This window comes from Haloterrigena sp. KLK7, from assembly GCF_037914945.1.
Classification (GTDB): Archaea; Halobacteriota; Halobacteria; order Halobacteriales; family Natrialbaceae; genus Haloterrigena; species Haloterrigena salinisoli.
The window spans coordinates 1113567-1134687 of sequence record NZ_CP149787.1 but is presented as its reverse complement, the minus strand read 5'-3'; the positions used below and the strand labels follow the sequence as shown (position 1 = coordinate 1134687).

23 protein-coding genes are annotated in these 21121 nt (G+C 65.9%); 11 read left to right on the top strand and 12 right to left on the bottom strand.

The window, feature by feature from the left end; all coding sequences use genetic code 11:
* Positions 1-44 precede the first annotated feature (44 nt).
* Positions 45-647 carry a magnesium transporter gene (locus WD430_RS05650; protein ID WP_339105044.1) on the bottom strand — a complete coding sequence of 201 codons (603 nt, stop codon included), beginning with the start codon at positions 645-647 and terminating at the stop codon, positions 45-47.
* Positions 644-1216: a magnesium transporter gene (locus tag WD430_RS05645; RefSeq protein WP_339105043.1), complete on the bottom strand. Its 573-nt coding sequence runs from the start codon at positions 1214-1216 to the stop codon at positions 644-646. Before WD430_RS05645 ends, WD430_RS05650 begins: the two co-directional genes overlap by 4 nt.
* A gap of 225 nt (positions 1217-1441) precedes the next feature.
* On the opposite strand from WD430_RS05645, the gene WD430_RS05640 reads away from it, so the two are divergent.
* The 3 genes from WD430_RS05640 to WD430_RS05630 all read left to right on the top strand — a co-directional run bounded on the left by WD430_RS05640 (position 1442) and on the right by WD430_RS05630 (position 3864).
* Entirely contained in the window at positions 1442-1711 is a 270-nt protein-coding gene (locus tag WD430_RS05640) for a hypothetical protein (protein ID WP_339105042.1), read from the top strand.
* Positions 1712-2284: 573 nt separating this feature from the next.
* Entirely contained in the window at positions 2285-2707 is a 423-nt protein-coding gene (gene tnpA / locus WD430_RS05635) for an IS200/IS605 family transposase (RefSeq protein ID WP_339105796.1), read from the top strand.
* Between the two features lie 2 nt (positions 2708-2709).
* Positions 2710-3864: a transposase gene (locus tag WD430_RS05630; protein WP_339105041.1), complete on the top strand. Its 1155-nt coding sequence runs from the start codon at positions 2710-2712 to the stop codon at positions 3862-3864.
* Between the two features lie 13 nt (positions 3865-3877).
* Here the strand turns inward: WD430_RS05630 and WD430_RS05625 are convergent, their stop codons facing one another.
* The 3 genes from WD430_RS05625 to WD430_RS05615 form a co-directional block, all read right to left on the bottom strand.
* Positions 3878-4318 (bottom strand): universal stress protein, encoded by a 441-nt coding sequence (locus WD430_RS05625; protein ID WP_339105040.1) that lies wholly within the window; start codon positions 4316-4318, stop codon positions 3878-3880.
* A 75-nt stretch (positions 4319-4393) separates the two neighbouring features.
* A complete protein-coding gene (locus WD430_RS05620) occupies positions 4394-4750 on the bottom strand; it encodes a hypothetical protein (RefSeq protein ID WP_345786462.1) in 357 nt (118 codons plus the stop codon).
* A gap of 216 nt (positions 4751-4966) precedes the next feature.
* Entirely contained in the window at positions 4967-5542 is a 576-nt protein-coding gene (locus WD430_RS05615; protein ID WP_339105038.1) for a DUF2391 family protein, read from the bottom strand.
* Between the two features lie 205 nt (positions 5543-5747).
* Here WD430_RS05615 and WD430_RS05610 point away from each other — a divergent pair, with 205 nt between their 5' ends.
* Positions 5748-7439, top strand: a complete 1692-nt coding sequence (locus WD430_RS05610) for an aldehyde ferredoxin oxidoreductase C-terminal domain-containing protein (protein WP_339105037.1) — start codon at positions 5748-5750, stop codon at positions 7437-7439.
* Positions 7440-7763: 324 nt separating this feature from the next.
* Here WD430_RS05610 and WD430_RS05605 read toward each other — a convergent pair whose 3' ends face one another.
* Positions 7764-8165, bottom strand: coding sequence for a hypothetical protein (locus WD430_RS05605; protein ID WP_339105036.1), 402 nt, complete (start codon positions 8163-8165; stop codon positions 7764-7766).
* 402 nt (positions 8166-8567) lie between these two features.
* Positions 8568-9704 carry a thiolase family protein gene (locus tag WD430_RS05600; protein ID WP_339105035.1) on the bottom strand — a complete coding sequence of 379 codons (1137 nt, stop codon included), beginning with the start codon at positions 9702-9704 and terminating at the stop codon, positions 8568-8570.
* A gap of 267 nt (positions 9705-9971) precedes the next feature.
* Here WD430_RS05600 and WD430_RS05595 point away from each other — a divergent pair, with 267 nt between their 5' ends.
* Positions 9972-10613, top strand: coding sequence for a DUF5806 family protein (locus tag WD430_RS05595; RefSeq protein ID WP_339105034.1), 642 nt, complete (start codon positions 9972-9974; stop codon positions 10611-10613).
* Between the two features lie 341 nt (positions 10614-10954).
* Positions 10955-11914 (top strand): hypothetical protein, encoded by a 960-nt coding sequence (locus WD430_RS05590; protein WP_339105033.1) that lies wholly within the window; start codon positions 10955-10957, stop codon positions 11912-11914.
* 86 nt (positions 11915-12000) lie between these two features.
* On the opposite strand, the gene WD430_RS05585 is transcribed toward WD430_RS05590, so the two are convergent.
* Both WD430_RS05585 and WD430_RS05580 read right to left on the bottom strand, forming a co-directional pair.
* A complete protein-coding gene (locus tag WD430_RS05585; protein ID WP_339105032.1) occupies positions 12001-12492 on the bottom strand; it encodes a hypothetical protein in 492 nt (163 codons plus the stop codon).
* Between the two features lie 88 nt (positions 12493-12580).
* Positions 12581-13312: a lipoyl protein ligase domain-containing protein gene (locus WD430_RS05580; protein WP_339105031.1), complete on the bottom strand. Its 732-nt coding sequence runs from the start codon at positions 13310-13312 to the stop codon at positions 12581-12583.
* 69 nt (positions 13313-13381) lie between these two features.
* Between WD430_RS05580 and WD430_RS05575 the strand changes: the two genes are divergently transcribed.
* The gene (locus WD430_RS05575; RefSeq protein ID WP_339105030.1) at positions 13382-14311 is read left to right on the top strand and encodes a hypothetical protein; all 930 of its coding nucleotides are present in this window, start codon (positions 13382-13384) and stop codon (positions 14309-14311) included.
* A gap of 215 nt (positions 14312-14526) precedes the next feature.
* On the opposite strand, the gene WD430_RS05570 is transcribed toward WD430_RS05575, so the two are convergent.
* Entirely contained in the window at positions 14527-15042 is a 516-nt protein-coding gene (locus tag WD430_RS05570; RefSeq protein ID WP_339105029.1) for a serpin family protein, read from the bottom strand.
* A 28-nt stretch (positions 15043-15070) separates the two neighbouring features.
* Between WD430_RS05570 and WD430_RS05565 the strand changes: the two genes are divergently transcribed.
* Positions 15071-15562: a PaaI family thioesterase gene (locus WD430_RS05565; protein ID WP_339105028.1), complete on the top strand. Its 492-nt coding sequence runs from the start codon at positions 15071-15073 to the stop codon at positions 15560-15562.
* Positions 15563-15589: 27 nt separating this feature from the next.
* Here WD430_RS05565 and WD430_RS05560 read toward each other — a convergent pair whose 3' ends face one another.
* Both WD430_RS05560 and WD430_RS05555 read right to left on the bottom strand, forming a co-directional pair.
* Positions 15590-15751, bottom strand: a complete 162-nt coding sequence (locus WD430_RS05560; protein WP_339105027.1) for a hypothetical protein — start codon at positions 15749-15751, stop codon at positions 15590-15592.
* Between the two features lie 154 nt (positions 15752-15905).
* Positions 15906-16484 carry an isochorismatase family cysteine hydrolase gene (locus WD430_RS05555; RefSeq protein WP_339105026.1) on the bottom strand — a complete coding sequence of 193 codons (579 nt, stop codon included), beginning with the start codon at positions 16482-16484 and terminating at the stop codon, positions 15906-15908.
* 123 nt (positions 16485-16607) lie between these two features.
* Here WD430_RS05555 and WD430_RS05550 point away from each other — a divergent pair, with 123 nt between their 5' ends.
* Genes WD430_RS05550 through WD430_RS05540 form a run of 3 tightly spaced genes read left to right on the top strand, consistent with a single transcriptional unit; the run spans position 16608 to position 21119 of the window.
* Positions 16608-18383, top strand: a complete 1776-nt coding sequence (locus WD430_RS05550) for an Hvo_1808 family surface protein (protein WP_339105025.1) — start codon at positions 16608-16610, stop codon at positions 18381-18383.
* Positions 18384-18422: 39 nt separating this feature from the next.
* On the top strand, positions 18423-19931 hold the full coding sequence (locus tag WD430_RS05545; protein WP_339105024.1) for an Hvo_1808 family surface protein: 1509 nt from the start codon (positions 18423-18425) through the stop codon (positions 19929-19931).
* 30 nt (positions 19932-19961) lie between these two features.
* On the top strand, positions 19962-21119 hold the full coding sequence (locus WD430_RS05540) for a nicotinate phosphoribosyltransferase (RefSeq protein ID WP_339105023.1): 1158 nt from the start codon (positions 19962-19964) through the stop codon (positions 21117-21119).
* Positions 21120-21121: the final 2 nt, after the last annotated feature.

Here is a 21121-nt window from a genome sequence, read left to right as displayed (position 1 = left end):
CCGTCCAGCGATCGTCCGCCGACTCCGGTAGCGGATCGCGGCGGTCAGAGCACGACCGCGACGACGCCGAAGAGGATGAGCACGCCCGTGATGTCGCAGACGTTCGTGACGACGGGGATCGTCGTGTCGTCGGGATCGTAGCCGAGCCGGTAGGAGAGGTAGACCGAAACGGTACTGACGAGAACGACCCAGATCGCCAGCAGCATCCCGCTGACGATCGTAATCACCAGCAGCGTTCCGAGTCCGAGGCTCCCGCCGAGGGCTCGGCCGATCCCCCACGAGGCGAACCCCAGCAGGACGAAGACGGTCGCCGCCAGCCCGATCACGGCGCCGACGTTCGCCCGGATGTCGGGGTTGGTCGGCGAAAACTCGAGGGTCCCGAGGTGTAACTGGGTCGACAGCCGCGCGCACATGATCGAGCCCAGGTTGCCCGCCGTGCCGATCATCACCGGAACGAGGACGAGCAGCGACGGGTACGACAGCAACTGCTCCTCGAACGACTCGAGGACGGTCCCCGAGACCATCTGCAGGATCGACAGCCCGATCAGCAGCGGGACGAGCGTCGAGACGATTCCGGTGATAGTCCACTCGTTCGGGAGGCCCTCCTGCGGGAGTTCCTCCTCCGGTTCGTCGCCGCCGGCGCTCACAGCACCACCCCCGCGACCCAGATGCCGATCAGCAGGAAGGCGACGCCGAAGACGTCGCCGACGGTCGTCACGACCGGCCCGATGACGTTGTCCGGATCGAGGCCGCGGCGGTAGCCCTTGAAGATCACCGTCAGCAACACGCCCAGCATCGCGAACGCGGAGAGCACGGCGGCGACGATCAGGACGATGAGCAACTCGAGCAGATTCGCCTCCCGTCCCAGCGCGAGCGAGACGCCCCAGCTCAACACCGCGATGAACACGGAGACGATCATCCCGTTACAAAAGGAGGCGACGACGGCGTTGCGCAGCCGGTCGTTCCACTCGAAGTGGGGATCGATCAGCCCCTGATGGAGGCCGCTCGAGAGGCGCGCGCCGAGCGAGCCGTAGACGCCGCCCCGCGTCGCGAGAAAGGCCGGCAGCAACAGCAGGATTCCGGGGACGCTCTCGATCCCCTCGCGCATGGTCTCGGTACCCAGCAGCGTGCCGGAGAACAGTCCCGCAACGAGGCTGACGAGAATGATCGGCAGCGCCTGCCTGTAGACGTCGATGGCCGAGTCCTGGCCCAGCATCTGTCTGAAGGTCCGTGGCCGCCCCATTAAGCGTTGGTCTCTCCGATGGCCGCGCCCCGTCCCGTTCACGGGTTGCGATGAGAGCGCGGACGACAGCGAGGCCTTCGAGTCCCGTCGGCGACCGTCGGCGTATCGGTTCCGCTCGCGTCGTCGCTCGCCGACGCGCTATAATGGCTGCACTCGTTCGCCCCGCCGCTTTATTGGGTCCGCTGAGTGGCCGCCGACATGATCGCTCCCCGCCGGTCGTCGTTTCGGACGACCGCGACTGCCCTCTTCCCCGGGACGACCGTCCGCTATCACTACCGCACCGGCGACTCGCTGGCGACCGTCGTCGAACGCACCGACCGGTTCGTGACCTTCGTCGGGTCGGACTGCGACGGCCGGTTCACCCACGACCAGATCGATCGCCTGCTCGAGGACGACCGCCTCGAGGTCGTCCTCGACGACGAGATGCACCTGCCGGACGACGAACCGGAACTGCTGCGGTCGGACTAAGGGGACTTGCTGTCGTCTAGTCGCAGTCGGTACTCCGATCCCGTTATTCAAAATAGACTCCGAAACTGAATCGGCTAGTTCGGTGAGCGCATCCGCGTATGAAACGGCGCGATCACGTTCGGACAGGTCGGGAAATCCGCTCGAGAGCATCTCGATCGAAGTAGACACCGATTAACACAGTCTCTGGCTTCGGAACGTTTCTCGGATAAGTCACTTGAGTAATTATATGTATTCATATACCAATTGAGTAGGGATGTATTTATCTAACACCGGCGAAACTCGTACAGCAAAACAGAGCTGTACGAGTGCCGAGATTGCGGTGCGAAACTCGACAGTGACGGTGGCGAGTGCCCCATCTGCGAATCACGAGAGATCGCTCTCTACGAATGTTGCTCGTTTCTCACGAGCAATTCAGGAGAGACCTGGCGTCTCCGATCGCGTAGCGTTACAGCGGTAGCGAGGCGAAAGCCCACACTTTAGGGGTGGGATGAAGCCGACAACTGGGAATCTATCCACGCCCGTAGCCACGGCTGGCCACGTTCGTAGCCACAGCTGGGGTTGGATATTTGCATAATACCCTTAGGTGAGAAGTTTCTATATACTGACGATGCCTCGGGGTTCGACAGGGAACGTACCACCGTTCACAAACTCCAATACCACTTCATCTGGTGTCCAAAATACCGCAAATCGTTGCTTGAGGGCGAGGTACGCGACCGTCTCGAAGCACTCATCGAGATGAAAGCTGACGAACTCGAGCTCGAAATCTTGGAGTTGGCGATTCGCCCCGACCACGTACACCTGTTCATCACGGGCGACCCGACACTCGCCCCGAACAAAATCATGCAACAGGGCAAGGGCTACTCCTCTCGCCATCTCCGCGACGAGTTCGATTTCGGCTTGCCGTCGCTGTGGGCGCGCTCATACTTCGTTTCAAGCGCGGGCGACGTATCCAGCGAGGTAATCGAGGAGTACATCGACGCCCAAGCAGGTGAGTAGTCATGCAACAGAACGTCTCAACCACGGTGCAGGTCAAACTCCACTCGCTGACCAACAGGAAAGCCGACCTGCTCAGCCGTGAGTACGAGGCGTTCCAGACGGCTGTTCACGGCGGAGACGCCGACCTCTACTCCGCGACCGACCAGCAGGCGTCGAAGGTACAACGGCAGAAAGACCCGAACCCCGACACCGAACAACCTGTCGTCCTCCGCAACGACGTGTTCGATGTAGCCCACGACGAGGACACCGTTCTCTCGTCGTGGTGGGTCAAAGTCCCTGTCTACGACCCCAAACGGGGACGGGGCAACTCCATCTGGTGTCCCGCCCACATCCCTCGGAAGGACGAACAACTCATCCGCGAGGGCGACGTTCGAGACAGCGAACTGGTGCGTCGTGACGGTGACTGGTACGTCCATCTCGTCGTCAAGCGGTCTGTGACCGTCCAAGACGAGTACGACGACGTACTGGCTATCGACATGGGCGCACGCTGGGTCGCCACCTGCGCGTTCCTCTCCGACCGTAAGACCTCCTTCTATGGCGAGGAAGTGCGTCGTATCCGCGAACACTACAAGCAACTCCGGAAGTCCATCGGGAAGGCGAAACCCCGACAGGGCCAGCAGGTCGTGGAGCGTATCGGTGACGCCGAAGCGCGGAAGGTAGACGACCGCCTCCACAAGATTGCTCGCCAAATCGTAGAGGATGCCGAAGAACGGAATGCGATCATCGTCGTGGGCGACCTCAGCGGGATTCGTAAGGACAACGACAAGGGGCGGTACGTCAACGACAAGACCCACAAGATGCCGTTCGCCCGCCTGCTCAACTACATCGAGTACAAAGCCCACGACTCGGGCGTCGATGTACAGTTGGTCGAGGAGTACGACACGTCGAAGACGTGCAATCGATGTGCCTGCGAGGGCGTCAGAGAGACGCAGGGACGCTTCGAGTGTCCTGAATGTGGGCTGGACGAGAATGCGGACAAGAACGGTGCGCTCAATATCGGCAAACGAGCCTTGGGCAAGTTCTCGAAACCGCTGTCCGAGGCGGGGGCTGTACTGGCACAGCCCGAAACGCAGGTCATCGTCCAGCGTGACGACGAACCTGCGAACCTCTCCGTTTCCGTGGGTGCAACCCCCAGTGGGGGAACCCCACGGCTTTAGCCGTAGGAGGATGTCAGTCGTTCGTATCTGTTCGTGGAAGGGCGATGACGGGCCGATCTGCCTGAGTAACGAGTTTGAGCGATAGATCGCCCGAGAGAAACTGCATGATCCGGTTACCACCGCGGGAACGGTACGCGATGGCGCTCGCGTTGACGTCGTTGGCAGCCTCGAAGATCGCTCCGACGACGTCGCGAGCGTACGCAGTGTGGGTGTCGGCGTCGGGAAACACCTGCCGGACGGCGGCGTACGACTCCGCGGCCAACTCCTCGGATTGCTCGACGGGCGTTTTGTCCGGCACTCCACCTCCCTTTTCGACGACGTGGAGTGCCGTCACACGGTCGGGATCGTACGGCTCGAGCGCTCTCGCTGTCTTCAGGGCGTCGTCCTCGTGTGCGACCGGAACGAGGACGTGATCGAGGAGATCACTCCGAGTGGAGTCGCTCGCGTTGCTCATACGAGACGCGAGGGAGTCCGCCACTATAACGATTCGGCGGATTGGTCGTCCGGCGTTCGATCGACCGTCCCTGCGTCACTCGTCGTCAAGTCGAACGTCCCCAATGAATCTCCAGTACGCCGATGTCGTGCCATCGGGATGGCGTTCCCGCGTAACGCGGTAGAGGTACGGACCGTGCGGGCAGTCGTCGCAGTTCTCGCCGCAGTACACCTGTTTCACCACTTCGGTATATCCGTCGTATTCGGTGACTCGAATGATGTCATCACCGGGCTGCGGATCGATCGCGGACGGACCCTCGTTTCGAAAATTGAGGAGTTCCTGCGCGTGAATGATCGCCTTGTGGAGTTCCTCGGCGGTGAGTCCGTTCAAGTCCGAAACGAGTCGTTCGGGTAACCCCTCTGGTGGAGTCGGTTCGTTCGGATCGTCATTCATAGGTGAGATTTCGTACCGATCGTAGTTAAGCACTGTCCGGTACTGTATCGCGACCTCCATTCATCCACCAGCGATCATCTGGTGCGGATTGAATAGATCAACCGGCTAGACGTGCCACGTGTTTCGTGACGTCTGCTGAAGAGCGGAACCGTACTCCTCCTCCTGCTAGCCAAGCCGGAACGACTGTGAGTAAACTGAGAACGATCTCGCGCTCGCTCACGTCTCGCCGGGCAGGATGTCACCCAGCGAACCGCCCAGCGCCATTGCGGTGAAGACGACCGATACCTGACAGACGTTCACCCAGGGTTCGTCCCACGCGATCCGTCCCCAGAGCGTCATCAGGACGGCCGCGGTCGCGAAGGCGATTCCACACACCCAGACGGGACGGCGCGGAATCACGCCGAAGTAGGGATTGTGGATCTGGATCTCTCGGAAGTCGGCGACGTAGAGGATGCCGACGACCAGCGCGACCGCCATCGCTATGTTCACGGCGAAGAGCGGCGGGTGTGCCGCGAGGAACCGGCCGATTTCGAAGACGCCGTCCTCGACGAGCATCGGCAGTCCGATCACCACGCTGCCGACGAACGCCTCGGCCTTGTCCTTGCGGGTGAACCGCGTGATCACTCTGCCGACCATGGCGTTGTGCGAAAGTCGGTTGACGAGCCTGCGCGCCCGGCGCACCTCGGTTCGCTCGTCGGCCGTGTCGACGGTCTCCTCGAGGGCCTCGAGTTGGTCGTAGAGCTCCTCGAGCGTCTCCTCGTCGGGCGGCACCGCGGATTCCGAGCCGGACATACCTGATCAGGGACGCCACGACCGTAAAAACGCGCCGACCGATGGCGGCTCGCTCGGACGGCGATCGGCGGGCGAATCGAGGCCGGCGCCACCGCGTGTCGGTCGACTCGCAAACGTCCGTGCGTCCGCGGTGAGCGCAGGCGAGCGACCGCTTCCGTCACCCGAACCGGTAGCATTTTTGCGGTCGGCTCTGTCATTACAGTTCATGAAACACGTCCAGGGACCGCTGTGTACGATCGACGTCGGGGAGCGAACGGTCGAGACCGAGGCGATCGACGACGTCCTCGAGTCGTTCCTCGGCGGGCGTGCGCTCGGAACGAAGCTCGCCCACGATCGGATCCCGTTCGACGTCGATCCGCTGGGGGCCGACAATCGCCTGTTCTTCGCCACCGGCCCGCTCCAGCACTCGACCATGAGCTTCACCGGCCGGATGTCGGCGACGGGCGTCTCGCCGCTGACGGACGGCCTGCTCTCCTCGAACGCCGGCGGCTTCCTCTCGCGGAACTTCATCGGAACGGGCTACAGCGCCGTCGAGGTCACCGGCGCGAGCGACGAGCTCGTCATCGTTCACGTCACCGACGACGGGGCGGAGTTCGAACCGGTGCCGGACCTCGAGCAGGCGACCGTCCCGGAGACCTGTGACTATATCGAGTCGGAACACGGCCTCGAGTCCGAGCACACGGTCGTCATCGGGCCCGCGGGCGAGAACGGGGTTCGCTTCGCTTCGATGATGACCTCGGAGGAACGCGCCTTCGGCCGCGGCGGACTGGGCGCCGTCCTGGGCGCGAAGAACGTCAAGGCGATCACCTTCGACGGCGACTCGACCCGCGAGGTCGAGATTCCGCCGGTCCAGATGGAGATCCACGGCGAGGCCGCCCAGGCCGACCACCCGATGAAGGAGTCGGGGACGACCTCCGTCACGGAGTACGCCAACATGGTCGAGGCGCTGCCCAGCTACTACTTCTCGGAGCTCTCCTTCGAGGGGATCGACGGCGTCAACGGCGACCGCGTCGCCGAGAAGAAGTACAAGAAGGGCACCTGTTCGGCCTGCGCCTTCGCCTGTAAGCTACCGACGCGGGACGAGGAGTCCGGCGTCGAAACCGAGGGGCCGGAGTTCGAGACGCTGATGGCGTTCGGCCCGAACTCCGGCGTCGACGATATCGTCGACGTGATGAAGTCGAACCAGATCTGCGACGAACTCGGCCTCGACACCATTTCGGCCGGCGACGCCGTCGCGGCCTACCTCGCCAGCGAGGACGAGTTCGGCAACGTCGACCTGATCCACGACCTCGTCGAGCAGATCGCCTACCGCGAGGGCGTCGGCGACCGGCTCGCCGAGGGGATCGACCGCTTCCACGACGACCTCGGCGTCGAGAACTGGACCGTCAAGGGGATGGAGTTTCCCGCCCACGACGGCCGTACCCTGAACGGACAGGGGCTGTCCTTCGCCACCTCTAACCGCGGCGCCGACCACATGTACGCCGAGTTCTATCCCTACGAGTACCCGCTCGTCGACGCCGAGGACGCCTTCGACAAGGCGGGCCTGGAGGGCAAGCCGCCGGCGATCGTCGAACACGAGAACATCAACGCCATCAAGGACAGCGCCGTCCTCTGTAAGTTCTCGCGGGACTTCATCACCGAGGAGCGCATGGAGACGCTGCTGGACGCCGACTACGAGGCCCTGCTCGAGTTGGGCGGCACCGTCGTCTCCCTCGAGCGCCACTTCAACAACCAGCGCGGCTTCGACCGGAGCGACGACACCCTGCCCTACGAGATTCCGGACTTCGAGGCGGGCCTCGCGGAGTACTACGACGAGCGCGGCTGGGAGGCCGACGGGACGGTGCCCGCCGAGCGCTTCGAGGACGCCGACTTCGGCGCGGCGCCGGCAGACGACTGAACGGCCACAGGGAGTCCGTTCGGTGACGTGAACCCGTCGTCGGGTGGCGGCGTTTCGAATCGGCCCGTTCGGCGACGGACGCGAGGCTGCGGCTCTTTCGAACCGATGATTTTCTCGAGAGGCTGGCCTCGCTCGAGAGCGACTGCTCGAGCGCATCGTCGTTCGACAGCCGCGAAAACCGTGGAGAGGGAGGAGGATCCCGCGGACACGGAGAGTGAGAGGCAATCGATGGTATCCGCGGGACAGTCGTTCCTTCGACCGCGACGAGATGACCGTTCGTCTGCACCTGTCCCGTTATTTTAAGCGCCAGCGGGCGTCGAACCGTTAGCGATCGTCGCGATCGTGGTCTTCGCCCCGTCGTTCCGCCCGGTCTCGAGGTTCTGCCCGGTCTCGAAGCTCGTCTGCGGTGTCGGTCTCGTCCCAGTCGTCCTCGTCGACCGACAGCCGGTCGTCCCCGCGGGAGGGCAGCGGCGCGTCGTCGGCCCTCGAGGGGTGGATGTTGAAGTTGTTCCCGCGGTAGGGGTCGTCGTCCGGTTCGTAGGAGAGCTCGCTGCGCTCGAAGAGATAGATGAAGAAGCCGAACAGCGGGATACAGAACGTGATCGCCGCCCACTTCGTCGGCGGTTCGAGACCGACCCGACCGGCGTCCCAGTAGGCGACCGCGGTGAGCCCGAGGTGCCAGGCGAGGGGAATCCCCACGATCACCGCCAGCAAGGGCGCGCTCATACTCGTGTCGACGGTCTCGAGCTATCTAAATACACGGTCATACGGCGGGTGCGAGTCGTTTCTCTTCGTCGGTCGTTCGTGACAACAATCGCTCCGATGGCGCGGACTCGAGCGCGCTGGCGGTGCTATCTGTTCGACTTCGAGCGTTCCGAGTGGTGATGAAGAGGTAGTCTCTCTGCTACCGTGGCAACGGGGATCGCCACGTCCTCCCCAGCCGATTCGCTCGCTCCCGCTGGTCGCTCACTCATCCCTCGCACGCATTCACCGGCGCGCCTTCGCAGTACTCAGGCGCACCGTCAGCGCGCGCCACCACCACGTCGATTGCTCTCGCTACTCGTCAGCTGGTCCGTTCGCAAAGAACTGCAGAATCTGAGCTGACCGACTCGGCCGACGGGTGACGCGTTAGTTGACCTCGAACTCGATCGCCGCACCCTGCCCGAAGCCGACGCAGAGCGTCGCCAGCCCGAGGCCGCCGCCGCGCTTCCGGAGTTCGTTGATCAGCGTGACGGGGAGGCGCGCACCGGAGGCGCCGAGCGGGTGGCCGAGCGCGATGGCGCCGCCGTTGACGTTGAAGATCTCGGGGTCGATACCGAGCTCGTCGCGGGAGTACAGCGACTGGCTGGCGAAGGCCTCGTTGAGTTCCACGAGGTCGTACTCGTCGATGTCGCGGCCGTTGCGCTCGAGCAGGCCCCGCGTCGCGGGCACCGGACCGATCCCCATGACGGTCGGGTCGACGCCGGCGACGTTGTTCTGGCCGACCTCGGCCAGGATCTCGAGGTCGTGCTCCTCGGCGAAGGCCTCACTGGTGATCAGCAGGGCGGAGGCGCCGTCGGAGATCTGGGAGGCGTTGCCGGGCGTGACGGTGCCGTCGTCCTTGAAGACGGTCGGCAGTTCGGCCAGCTTCTCCTCGGTCGTGCCGGGGCGGATGCCCTCGTCCTCGCTGACGGTGCCGTCCTCGGTCTCGATCGGGACGATCTCGTCGTCGAAGCGGCCCGACTCGGTCGTCTCGGCGGCGTTTTGCTGGCTGCGAGCGGCGTACTCGTCCTGTTCCTCGCGGGAGATGCCGTACTCCTCGGCGACCTTCTCGGCGGTCATCCCCATCTGGAGGTCGCCGAGGTCGTACAGCTCCGCCAGTTTCGGGTTGATGTGCTCGAAGCCGCCGCCCATCGGGACGCGGCTCATGCTCTCGACGCCGCCGGCGATGATGGCGTCGCGATTGCCGGCCGCGATGGCGTCGGAGGCGGAGATGACCGACTGCATCGAGGAGGCACACCAGCGGTTGATCGTCGTCGCGGGCACGTTCTCCCCGAGTTCCGACAGGAGAGCGATGACGCGGGCGAGGTTGTTGTCCTGCTCGCCGCGCTGCTGGGCACAGCCCCACATCAGATCGTCGATCTCGTCGCCGGAGAGCCCGGTCTCGGCCAGGATCTCGTCGATCAGCGGCACCGAGAGCGCCTCGCTGCGGACGTCCGCGAACACGCCGTCCTCTTTCCCCTGCGGGGTCCGTACTGCCTCGACCACGACTGGCGTCTGTGACATGTACTACCGAACATTCCTCACGGACTTAAATCCGGTCGAACTCCCGTACACGTTCGAACCGTTTACGCGACGCTCGAGGCCCGTATCCCGACTTTCCGGTCGATATCGGATACTGGGACCGAGCGTTGACGTCTCGTCTATCGGAACACGACTGCACCACCGGCCGCGCGATTCGACGGGAGTCAGGTCGTCCGGACCGCGACCGTCGCCGACGACTCGAGAGCACCCTTCCGAACGCTTATCTCGGATTGCTGGTAATACGCGGCCATGGACGAGGACGGACTGGACGCTTCCCGGTTCGCTGCCGACGACGAATCGCCCTCCGAAGCGGACGCCGACCCCGACGCGAGCGACGACGCGGACGGCGACGGGCCGATGCCGAACGTTCCGGATCCCGATCCCCAGGAGAACGACGTGCCGGAGGACGTACGGAAGTACGCCCGCTTTACGAAGATGGACGGCGCGCAGTACGACCGGGTCAACGAGTTCCTCCGGGATCGGACCTACGTCACCGCCCGCGAGTGGGCCATCGCCCGCCTCTGTTCCGACTTCCGGACCGAGACCGGCGTCGAGATGACGAAGATCGGCGAGAACCTGCCGGAACTGGTGCCGTTCATGACCGACACCTACACCCCGCAAGCGGTCAATCAGGCCCGGGCATCCTTCGAGGAGAAGGTCCGCAAGGCCGGTGCGACCTTCCTCTACGGCGCGATGTGCGACTTCTTCACCGCCGAGGAGCTCGACGACGTCATGTACGAGTCGACCGAAGTCGCCAAGTTCCTGCTCGAGGTCGAGGGCGTCGACCTCTCCGTCGAAGAGGAACTCGAGGCCGAGGAGCGCATCTCGAGCGTGATGCGCGAGGTTCGCGAGGCGAGCGAGGAGTTGCGAGAGCGAGAGGACGAGGAGTAACGCCGTCGTTCACGTTCCGTCTTCGCGTAATAACGGAGCGCCTGACCGCTGTTATTCGCAAGCAAACGCCTTATGTGTCCCAGTAAGACCCCCGTTCTCGTGACACGTTCTGAGAGCCGTACCGCCCGAGATCCGACTCGTTTCCCGGCCGAGCGGCGGACAGATTCCGGCTAGCGTCGCGCCGTAGCGCTCGAGCGAACCCGTTGGCCGAGCGATCCCGAATATTCTCACCGATACGATAGTTTTGTACACATCAATTGTTAGTATTCTAATATGGTTACGCCCTTATTCTGGGTAGAGAATTCGATACAATTAGCCATTGTACTGCAACACCAATCCGGATGGCAACGAATACTACCGACGCAGAGAACCGAGCGGGAGACGACGACGGAACCGAATCGAGTGAGAAAACGACGGGCGCCAGCGTGACTAGACGTCGGACGCTCCAGATGGGCGGGCTCTTCGGCGCGGGCAGTCTGCTTGGTGTCGCCGGGCTTGGAACCGATTCGGCAGCGGCTTGCGATCGACCGGACAACATCGTCCACCTCGATTACGACGACTACGATCGCTGGGAGGATATCTATCGGATGTCGAACGGTGATCCCGACAATCTCACGCTCGTCTCGAGCCCGACGGCGTCCGGGGAGAGCGCACTACAGTTGCGCGTCCGCGAAGACGACCACTGGGGCCTGAGTACCCACTACGACTTCGACGACGGGCTGTTCGAACTCAACGGACGCGTCAGCTTCGCACTGAACTCCGACTGGGCGATGACCGGACGCGACGCGCCGACGAACTGTCGCCTCTGGAACTGCGCGATCGCGAGGGGCGAAGGGAGTGCCGGCGGCGGTACCCCCGACGGCACCAACGGCTGGAGCAATCGGATGTACGTGACCACCAGAGACGGCGACCCGGAGGGACCGTTCCACCTCCTCTCGAACACCTACCACATGGGGGGTGTCGGTGACCACGATTATCTCATCGACGGCGAGGAATACGCGGTCGGGTCGCCGGAAATCGAACCCGGCGCGTGGTACGAGTTTGAATACTACGTGCGTGTGAACACGATCACCGACGGCGAGGCGAACCGCGACGGGATCGTTCGATACTGGCTCGACGACGACCTCATTTTCGAGCGCAAGGACATTCGGTTCACGGAGGACCTCGACGACAACATCATCGACACGACCGGCCCCGTCGGGCACTACGGCGGACGGTACACCGCTCCGCAAAACCTCTACGCCTACTACGACGACCACTCGATGGCGCTCAACGGGAAACTCGAGTTCGATCAGTGTTGACCCGTATCGGCTCCTGAGACGTATCGACTCCTGAAACGTATCGGCTCGTCGGCGTCATCGCCGGTCGAGCGCAGCGCTCCGTTTTATCAGTCCCAGCTCCGGACGTCCGATTCCTCCAGGAACAGCGACGGATCTCCGTGCGAAAAGCTGACCCAGCCGTCGGTCGCGGTGTCGGCCGTCGTCACGTGGAGCAGCAACTCTCCGTCCGCCAGTGCCGTCTCGAAGACCGACCGTGACTCGCCGAGATCGTACGTCAGCGGGAGGAAGACGGCCGTATCGGTGTCCTCGTCGCGCTCGACGACGAGAGCGATTCGCCGTTCGTCGCCGTCCTCGGGCGGCCGGTAGTAAACGTCGGCGGCGGTGACGGTGACGTCGCCGCAGTCGATCAACTCCGCTACGAGGTCGTACTCGTCCGCCGAGACGCGGACGTCGAAGCCGGTTCGCTCCTCGCGGTCGACCGGCGTGACGGCGTCGGGTTCCAACACGATCGCATCCCAGCCGTTGTCCTGATACTCCTCGGCGATAGCCACCGCGTCCTCGAGGAGTTCCGTCCACCGCGCGGGATCGGTCGTCGTCATCGATCCCCCTCCGTCCGCGGTCGCGCTCGCGTCTCCATACTCGAGTCGGTGGTCAGCGAGGGGAAAAACGTTGTCTTCTGGTCACTCGTCACTCGCCCGTCGCGACCGACGCGACCGTCACGTCGGTCTCGTCACCGACGAGCGCGTCCTCGAGCGCCTCGCGGACGACGGCGGGGTCCGACGGGCCGCCCGCCGACGAGACGGACCCGACCGTGCCGGGATCGAACGGCACCTCGAGCGCACCGTAGACCGCCTCGAGGACGGCCGCGAGCTGATCTCGGTTCGCGACGAGAACGATCCCGGCGACGACGGCGGCGTCCTGCCGGACGCGCTGAGCGATGCCGACGACCTTGCGGTGGCGCCCGTTTCCACCCGCTTCGACGTCGCTGGCCGCCAGCGACAGCGAGTGCGTTCCGGGACAGAAGGAGTCGTCTGGCTCGCCGCGACTCGGCTCGAGGCCGCCCTCGAGCGACCGGAGCGCGTCCGCGACAGCGGCCGTCGCGCGTTCGTATCGATCGTCGGTCCCCCGACGGAAGTCCGCGACAGGCTCCGCGCGGGCGAAGGCGAGCGTCGTCGCGCCGTCGTAGGCCACCGCCCGGCCGCCGACGTCGCGCTCGACCGGCGGGAACCCGCGCTCTCGAGCGCGCTCGCGGGCGCGACCGAACCCCTCGAGTCGCCGGTCCCGGCGGCCGAAGGCGACCTGTCTGTGGGGCGTCCAGACGCGCACTGCGGGCTCGCCGTCGGCGGCCGTCGAGAGGAGCCGTCGGCTGGCCTCGCGGTCGGTCTCGATCGTCGCCGCGCGGCCGCGAAAAACTCGCATCGTGTGTCGCGTCGGGATTGGACCCGACGGACCTAAACGGTCTCGCCGCGCAGACGGAGTCGACAAGCGATGGCCGTGACGCTCCCCGAGGAACTGTTGACGCGGTACCAGCGTTTCTCACTGTACAACTCGCCGTATCCGGCCCACGACGAGGGCTGTGCCGTCGATCTGTACCCCGGCACGCTCCGCGACGGGCGGACGAGCGCCGCTCCGAGCCCGGTTTCGGGGACCGTCCGCGAGACCCGCGACGTGAGAGCGCCGCCGAAACCCTACGCGCCCGAGCACGACCACCTGATACTGATCGACTGCGACGGACCGGGGGACCTCGAGGGGCTGACGGCCCGAATCCTCCACGTCGAACCCGCCGTCGAGGCCGGCGATCGGATCGAGCGCGGCGACTCGCTGGGCGAACTCGTCCGCGCGGGCTTTTTCGCGCCGTGGGTCGACAACCACCTCCATCTCGGCCTGCGCCGGCCGGACCAGAATCCCCACCGGGCGTCGGGATCGCTCCCGCTCGAGATCGGTGTCGACCTCCGGCCGCTCGAGTGGGACGGCACCGGAACCGTCGTTTCGACCGGCGAGACGTACGCCGTCCTCGACGCGCCGACGCATCCGGCGCCGGGCGAGGCGTTCGTCGGCGTTCGCTCCGACGGCGGGGGTGAGCCGAGCGGGGGGAGGCGATCCTCGTCGGAGCGACGATCCGACGGTGGCGTGCTCGACGGTGGACTGCCCCACTACGACGGCGGCGGGCTGCTAGCCGTGTCGGAACCGGACGTAGAGTCCGTCGTTACGTTGAACGGCGACCGACTCGGCGTCGCTCGAGGCCGGACGATCACCTGGGACGACGTGGTCGTCACGGCGAACGGCGAGCCGATCACCGGCCTGTCGCTGTTCTGCGCTCGAGACGCCGACTTCGGGGCGAAGCTGATCTGTCCCGATCGGGCGCTCGAGGTCGGGCAACGGGTCCGGGTGCGGGTTCGCTCGAGTGGCGGTGATTGAGCTGTCTCGGGTGAGTACAGGATCGAATAGCGGTAATTCGAAAGGAAAGAGACCGGAACGGAGCGGTCTGCTTCTCGTGGCAACACGGAATCGCCACCCCCTCCCCAACCGATTCGCTCGTTATACTCCCTCATCCCTCGCACGCTTTCGAACTGCGCCTCACTGTCCGTTCGGCGCAGCTCGGCGCGCGCCACCGCACTAATCAGGTGGACGGTCTACGCGTCCTGGAGCATCTCGCCGTCGACGACGCGCCCGACGAACAGCGGCGTCTCGGTCGGCCGATCGCGGACGTAGAAGAGGAACGGTCGGTCGACGGTCAGCTCGACGCGGTCCGGGACGGCGGAGTCGGCCACGACGACGATCGTCGCGGCCGCCGCCTCGGTCCCCTCCTCGTCGACCTCGACGAAGCTCTGGTGGATGACGTCGTCGACGAACAGGTCCGATTCGTCGCTCTCGACCATCCCGCTGAAGTCCGCACTGGCGCCGTCGAAGGCCCGCTCCATGCCCGACTCCCGCATCGTCTCGACGAGGCTGAACTTCGACTCGATGCCGAACGTCGGGAACGCGAGGTCGACCTTCGGCCGCGGAAGTCGCTCTTTGAGTTTGCGTCGACGACGCGTCCCGTCAGCAGTTCCCGTCAGGCTAGGACGGAACGAGACCGAGTCGCCGTCCTCGAGTCGGCCCCACGCGAAACAACTGTCGACAACGCGGACGGCGAGAAACGCAGCCATAAAGGCCGTCGGAGGGACATGGGCGTACATGACTGACGACATGCGGACGATAATGGAGCAGTTCGACGATCTCGAGGGGATGATCCAGCACTTCATCGACGAACATCAGGAGTTCCTCTCGTGGATCGGGACGCGCGTCGACGACGTCGGCGACGGAACGATGACGCTCTCGCTCCCCTACGACGAGAAGCTGAGCAACACGCGGCCGGACACCGAACCGAACGAGCGGGCCGACATTCACGGCGGCATCGCCGCGACGCTGATCGACACGGCCGGCGGTCTCGTGCTCCGAACGAAACTGGACGAGCCGTTCGGGGCCCGGATCGCGACGATCAACCTGAACGTCAACTACCTCCGGCCCGCGACGGGCGATCTGTCGGCGACGGCGGACGTGATCAGGGTCGGCCGCAGCGTCGGCGTCAGCGAGATCACCGTCGAGAGCACGACCCCCGACGGCGAGACCACGGAGGTCGCGACCGGTCAGGGCGCCTACCGCATCTTCCGCCCCGAGGTGGAGTGAGCGCCGTTCACGCTCGAGACGAGGGTCTCAAGCGGTCGAGACCATCCAGTACCGGACGCCGAGATAGAGCATGACGATCCCGAACGTCACCGCGAACAGTATCGCGCCGTCTACGGCCGCGTAGACCAGCGCGACCGCGTTCAGCAGGATCCCGAATACGTACATCGACCGGAGCCGGCGGGCGTTCATACGCCCTCACCCGCTCGCGTCGCGATCAGTCGCTCGAGTCGGTTGGCCCGAGCGAGTCGAACGTCTCTCATACCGTGTCGTTGGAACGGGACGTTGAAAACGCTCTCCTTCGAGTCCCCGCCTCGAGTCGGCGAGGGCTCCTCGTGAAGTCGACTCAGGTGCTCGCGAACTCGAGGTCGTCCATCTCGCGGACCTCGCCGAACAGCCAGCCGGCGTGGTCGATGGCGTACTCCTTGTGCTCGTCCTCGATGGCGCCGATGCAGTCCTCGACCATGACCGGGCGGAAGTCCCGCAGGCCGGCGCTGCCGCCGGTGTGGAGCACGCAGACGTTCGCGAGCGTGCCACAGATCACGAGGTCGTCGATCCCGCGGGCGTTCAGCCACCCCTCGAGTTCGGTGTTGTAGAAGGCGTCGTAGGTGTGTTTCTCGACGACGTTGTCGGCGGCCTCGACGGGAAGTTCGTCGACGATCTCGGCCTCCCAGGAGCCCTCGAGGACGTGCTCGCCCCACCGCTCGAACTCGTCGTAGTAGTGGGCGTCCTCGAACTGCTCGGGCGGGTGGACGTCCCGGGTGTAGATCACCCGCGCCCCGGCCTCGCGGGCCCGCTCGACGAGGTCGGCGATCGGTTCGATCACCGTCTCGCTGCCGGGCGCGTACAGCGAGCCGTCGGGGTGGCAGAAGCCGTTTTGCATGTCGACGACCACGACCGCCGTGCTGTCTGGCTCGAGGTTCATATGTAACTCTACGGACGGCTTCCTAAAAACGTTCGCGACGTCGGGAACGTCCGAGCGGGCCCGAACCGGTCGGATCAGCGGGCTTTTTGCGCTCGCCGCCGTACGAATCGCTATCCGCTCTCAATGAGGCCCTCCTCGACGCGAGTCGCCGCCGCACTCGCCGTGCTCGCGACGGTCGCACTGATCGCAGTCGCGTCCGGTGTCGCCGTTCCGCTGTTGCCCGCGGACGATTCGCCCGACCGCTCCGACCGACCCGACGATCCGACCACCGAGGGGACCGTCGGCTACGTCGAGGGCTACTGGTACGACGACGACCTCCCCGTGGACGATCGGGACGACGCCGTCGTCGAGGACGACGACCTCCGGGCGGTCGTCTACCGATCGATGGCCCGCGTCGAGAAGATCCGCGGCCTGACCTTCGAGGACGACGTGCCGGTCGACGTGATCTCCCGCGAGGAGTTCCAGTCCAGCGACGGCGCGTTCGTCGACGTCAACGAGAGCCAGGAGCGCGTCCAGAACGTCACCTACGAGGCGCTGTTCATGGTCGACACCGAGAGCAACGCGACGGCCGAACTCGAGTCGATGTACGGCGGGAGCGTCGAGGGCTACTACGAGCCGTCGACCGGCCGGATCGTCATCGTCTCTGATACGCCCGAGCGGCCCGAACTGAACGAGATCGTGCTCGGCCACGAACTGACCCACGCCCTCCAGGACCAGCAGTTCAACCTGTCGAACTACGATCGCGCGACGATCGATCAGGAGGCGGCGGAGAACGGTCTCATCGAGGGCGACGCGGTCAGCGTCGAGACCGAGTACGAACGGCGCTGCGGGGACGACTGGTCGTGTCTCCCCGACGACGAGTCCGCCGGCGCGACCCCGAGCAACTGGGGGATCTACCTGACGCTGTACCAGCCCTACGACGACGGGCCGGCGTACGTCGACCACCTGCGCGAGTCCGGCGACGGCTGGGCGGCCGTCAACGAGCGCTACGACGATCCGCCGGCGAGTTCGTCGACGGTGATCCACCGCGAGGACCGCGATCCGGTCGACGTCACGGTCGAGGACCGATCGAACGCGTCGTGGCGGCCCCTCGAGGTCGGTGACCGAGTCGCGACGGAGACTGTCGGCGAGGCGGCGATGGTCGCGATGTTCGCCGACGGCGCCTTCGAGTCGACTCGATCGTCGGTGCTCGAGCGGGGGGACGTCATCGGCGACGACCCGACGACCTTCGACTACGATCAGCCGTCCACGGCCGGCTGGGTCGGCGACGAACTGGTCGCCTACACCGGTTCGAGCGCCGACGGAAACGCGACGGCCGCCGAAACCGGCTACGTCTGGGAGACCGAGTGGCGATCGGCCGACGACGCCCGGGAGTTCGCCGGCGCCTACCTCGAACTCCTCGAGATCCACGGCGCCGATCCCGTCGAGGACCGGCGGGACACCTACGCGATCGACGACGAGGACTACCCCGGCGCGTACTCCCTCGAGCGCGACGGCGAGACGGTGCGGATCGTCCACGCGCCGTCGGTCGACGGACTCGAGGGAATCTCGGCGACCGCCGCGCCGGAGGGCGGAGATACGGTCGAGCCGGTCGCCGTCGGCGACTCCGCCGAGGGGGAAGACGAGGGTGCGGACGGAGACGGAGAAGCGAACGGAGACGGGGACGAGGACGATTCGCTCCCCGGCTTCGCCGTCCCCGGAACGGGCGCCGCCGTCGCGATCGCACTGCTGGCGGCGCGAGCGCGCGCTCGGCGGATCGGAGCCGGACGCGGTGACGGCTCTGATTCGTCGGCAGGGACGGGGCCGGTCACCGCCGACTCCCCGCGGTCGGCTCCGTCCGGTCCCGACGCCGGACTCGAAGGGAGCGACGGCGGCCGGTCCGACCGCGGACGTCTCTGAACGACGATTCTTTGTCCCTGCCCTCGAAACCGACCCTCGATGCAACGGCGTCGTCTCGCGGTGATCGCGCTCGTCACCCTCTGTTTCCTCTCCGGGTGTGCGATGCCCGGTTCGCCCGACCGATTCGATACGAGTCGGGACCTCGGCTACGTCGGCGACTACGCCCACGACGACGCGTTCGCGTTCGACGGCGAGGAGCGGCTCATCGAATCGCAGCTCGAGGCCGTCAAGTACCGATCGATGGCCCGAATCGAGGTCGTCCGCGGGCTGAAGTTCGAACGCGACGTCGACCTCGAGGTGATCACGCGATCCGAGTACCGGAGCCAGCGGGGCGGTCCGGGCTCGGCGTCGGCGTTCACGAACGAACTGTGGCGCGGGGCGTTCGTCGTCGACGGCGAGACGGACGTCGGCGCGGCGATGGACGATCTCTACGGCACCAGCGTCAAGGGCTACTACGTGAACGATCGGATCGTCATCGTCGCCGACGACGCCGACGAGATCCGCATCGATCGCGAGACGCTGGTCCACGAACTGGTCCACGCGCTGCAAGACCAGCGGTTCGGTCTCGAGCGGACGGGGGCGACGATCGACGAGCGGCGAGCCGAACTCGGCCTGATCGAGGGGGAGGCCGACTACGTGCCCCACCGCTACGACGAGCGCTGTGGCGACGAGTGGCAGTGTCTGCTCGAGACGCCGGCGCCGGCCGAGGTCGGAACCGCCGATCGGCCGTTCAACGTCGGGCTCTTCCTCTCGATCTACGCGCCGTACGCCGAGGGGCCGTCGTTCGTCGAGGCCCTCCGCGAACGCGGCGACTGGGCCGCGGTCGACGAGGCCCACGACGACTATCCCGTCAGTACCAGCCAAGTGATCCACCCCGACCGCTATCCCGACGATCGACCGGTCGACGTCGACGTCCCGGACCGCTCGAGCGACGACTGGGAGCCGATCACCGCCGGTGGCGAGATTCGAACCGAGACGGTCGGCGAGGCGACTATCTTCGGCGCGCTGTGGGCCAACGATGTTATCGAGCGCCCGATCACTGCGGGAGCGACCGAGCTCTCGCCGTACAACTACTCCCATCCCGCGACCGACGGCTGGGACGGCGACGCGTTCACGGCGTACCGCGACGCCGACGACGGTGAGCGGACCGGCCACGTCTGGCGGCTCGCCTGGGAGAGCGAGGCCGACGCCCGGGAGTTCGCCACCGCGTACCGAACCCTCCTCGAGACCCGCGGCGCGGAGTCGGCCGACACCGGGACAGATACGTACCGGATTCCCGACGGCGATTCCTTCGAGGGCGCCTACCGCGTGACTGTCACCGGCGATACCGTCACCGTCGTCGGCGCGCCGACGGTCGACGACCTCGAGGGCGTCCGCGCGCCGAGAGCGGACGCGGCGGCCGCGTCGAACCCGTCGGACGTCCCGACCGCGGCGACTGTCCCAGCCGCGTCGAGCGAATCGACCGCGACGGCCGCGCCGACCGTCCCGTTCTCCGCGGGAACCACGGCGGCACCAGCACCGGCGGCGACGGCGTCCGCAGACGAGTAGCTTTTTTACTTCCCCGGGGAACCCACCGATATGTCAAATCCGTTCGGTACCGTCCCAGCTGAGGCCGTTCTCGAGGGGCGCGCGACCGACGCCTACTTCGAGCGCACCCGCGCCACGCTCGAGCACGCGGGGAAGAATCCCCACGTCGTGGCCGAGGTGACCGCCGACCAGTTCCCCACCGGCTCCTTCGACGTCTTCACCGGTGTGGCAGACGTCGCCACGCTGTTCGAGGGCCGGAACGTCGACGTCGACGCCCTGCCAGACGGCCAGCTGTTCGACGGCGGGCCCGTCCTGCGCATCGAAGGCCCCTACCTCGAGTTCGCCGAACTCGAGACCTCTCTCCTGGGATTCCTCTCGCAGCCGAGCGGCTTCGCGACGGCCGCCCTCGAGGCGCGGCTGGCGGCGCCGGACTCGCTGGTGCTCTCATTCGGCGCCCGCCACGTCCACCCGTCGATCACGGCGACGGTCGAACGCGCCGCCCTGCTCGCGGGACTGGACGGCTTCTCCCACGTCGCCGCGGGGGAGATCCTCGATCGCGAACCGGGCGGGACGATGCCCCACGCGCTGATGTTCTGCTTCGGCGAGGGCAACCAGGACGAGGCCTGGACGGCCTTCGACGAGGCCGTCGGCGAGGACGTCCCCCGGATCGCGCTGGTCGACACCTTCTGGGACGAGAAGAGCGAGAGCCTGCTGGCCGCCGAGACGCTGGGCGAGGACTTAGACGGCGTCCGCATCGACACGACGAGCTCCCGACGCGGCGACTTCCGACACATCATCCGCGAGGTCCGCTGGGAACTCGACGCGCGGAGCCGCGAGGACGTCGACATCTTCTGTAGCGGCGGGCTCACCCCCGAGAGCATCCGCCCTCTCCGCGACGTCGCCGACGGCTTCGGCGTCGGCAGCCACATCACCGGCGCCGACTCGGTCGACTTCAGCCTCGATATCGTCGAAATAGCGGGCGAGCCGATCTCCAAACGGGGCAAGCTCTCCGGCGTGAAGGAGGTGTACCGAACGCCCGACGGCGGCCACCACGTCGCGCTGGCCGACCGCGAGGGGCCGGACGACGGCGAGGCGCTGCTCGAGCCGCTGGTCCGGGACGGCGAGATCGTCCGGGAGTTCGACCTCGAGGCGGCCAGCGAACGCTGTCTGGCCGACGCCGACGCGGTCGGTTTCGCCTCGAGCGAGTAGCC

Excerpts from the sequence above, each read along its gene's own strand:
- WD430_RS05570 (WP_339105029.1), bottom strand. The coding sequence starts at position 15,042 with ATGGCTGCGTTTCTCGCCGTCCGCGTTGTCGACAGTTGTTTCGCGTGG.
- WD430_RS05540 (WP_339105023.1), top strand. The coding sequence starts at position 19,962 with ATGTCAAATCCGTTCGGTACCGTCCCAGCTGAGGCCGTTCTCGAGGGG.
- WD430_RS05600 (WP_339105035.1), bottom strand. The coding sequence starts at position 9,704 with ATGTCACAGACGCCAGTCGTGGTCGAGGCAGTACGGACCCCGCAGGGG.
- WD430_RS05625 (WP_339105040.1), bottom strand. The coding sequence starts at position 4,318 with ATGAGCAACGCGAGCGACTCCACTCGGAGTGATCTCCTCGATCACGTC.
- WD430_RS05630 (WP_339105041.1), top strand. The coding sequence starts at position 2,710 with ATGCAACAGAACGTCTCAACCACGGTGCAGGTCAAACTCCACTCGCTG.
- WD430_RS05645 (WP_339105043.1), bottom strand. The coding sequence starts at position 1,216 with ATGCTGGGCCAGGACTCGGCCATCGACGTCTACAGGCAGGCGCTGCCG.
- WD430_RS05545 (WP_339105024.1), top strand. The coding sequence starts at position 18,423 with ATGCAACGGCGTCGTCTCGCGGTGATCGCGCTCGTCACCCTCTGTTTC.
- WD430_RS05550 (WP_339105025.1), top strand. The coding sequence starts at position 16,608 with ATGAGGCCCTCCTCGACGCGAGTCGCCGCCGCACTCGCCGTGCTCGCG.
- WD430_RS05620 (WP_345786462.1), bottom strand. The coding sequence starts at position 4,750 with ATGAATGACGATCCGAACGAACCGACTCCACCAGAGGGGTTACCCGAA.
- WD430_RS05590 (WP_339105033.1), top strand. The coding sequence starts at position 10,955 with ATGGCAACGAATACTACCGACGCAGAGAACCGAGCGGGAGACGACGAC.
- WD430_RS05610 (WP_339105037.1), top strand. The coding sequence starts at position 5,748 with ATGAAACACGTCCAGGGACCGCTGTGTACGATCGACGTCGGGGAGCGA.
- WD430_RS05555 (WP_339105026.1), bottom strand. The coding sequence starts at position 16,484 with ATGAACCTCGAGCCAGACAGCACGGCGGTCGTGGTCGTCGACATGCAA.
- WD430_RS05565 (WP_339105028.1), top strand. The coding sequence starts at position 15,071 with ATGACTGACGACATGCGGACGATAATGGAGCAGTTCGACGATCTCGAG.
- WD430_RS05560 (WP_339105027.1), bottom strand. The coding sequence starts at position 15,751 with ATGAACGCCCGCCGGCTCCGGTCGATGTACGTATTCGGGATCCTGCTG.
- WD430_RS05585 (WP_339105032.1), bottom strand. The coding sequence starts at position 12,492 with ATGACGACGACCGATCCCGCGCGGTGGACGGAACTCCTCGAGGACGCG.
- WD430_RS05595 (WP_339105034.1), top strand. The coding sequence starts at position 9,972 with ATGGACGAGGACGGACTGGACGCTTCCCGGTTCGCTGCCGACGACGAA.
- WD430_RS05615 (WP_339105038.1), bottom strand. The coding sequence starts at position 5,542 with ATGTCCGGCTCGGAATCCGCGGTGCCGCCCGACGAGGAGACGCTCGAG.
- WD430_RS05640 (WP_339105042.1), top strand. The coding sequence starts at position 1,442 with ATGATCGCTCCCCGCCGGTCGTCGTTTCGGACGACCGCGACTGCCCTC.
- WD430_RS05605 (WP_339105036.1), bottom strand. The coding sequence starts at position 8,165 with ATGAGCGCGCCCTTGCTGGCGGTGATCGTGGGGATTCCCCTCGCCTGG.
- WD430_RS05580 (WP_339105031.1), bottom strand. The coding sequence starts at position 13,312 with ATGCGAGTTTTTCGCGGCCGCGCGGCGACGATCGAGACCGACCGCGAG.
- WD430_RS05575 (WP_339105030.1), top strand. The coding sequence starts at position 13,382 with ATGGCCGTGACGCTCCCCGAGGAACTGTTGACGCGGTACCAGCGTTTC.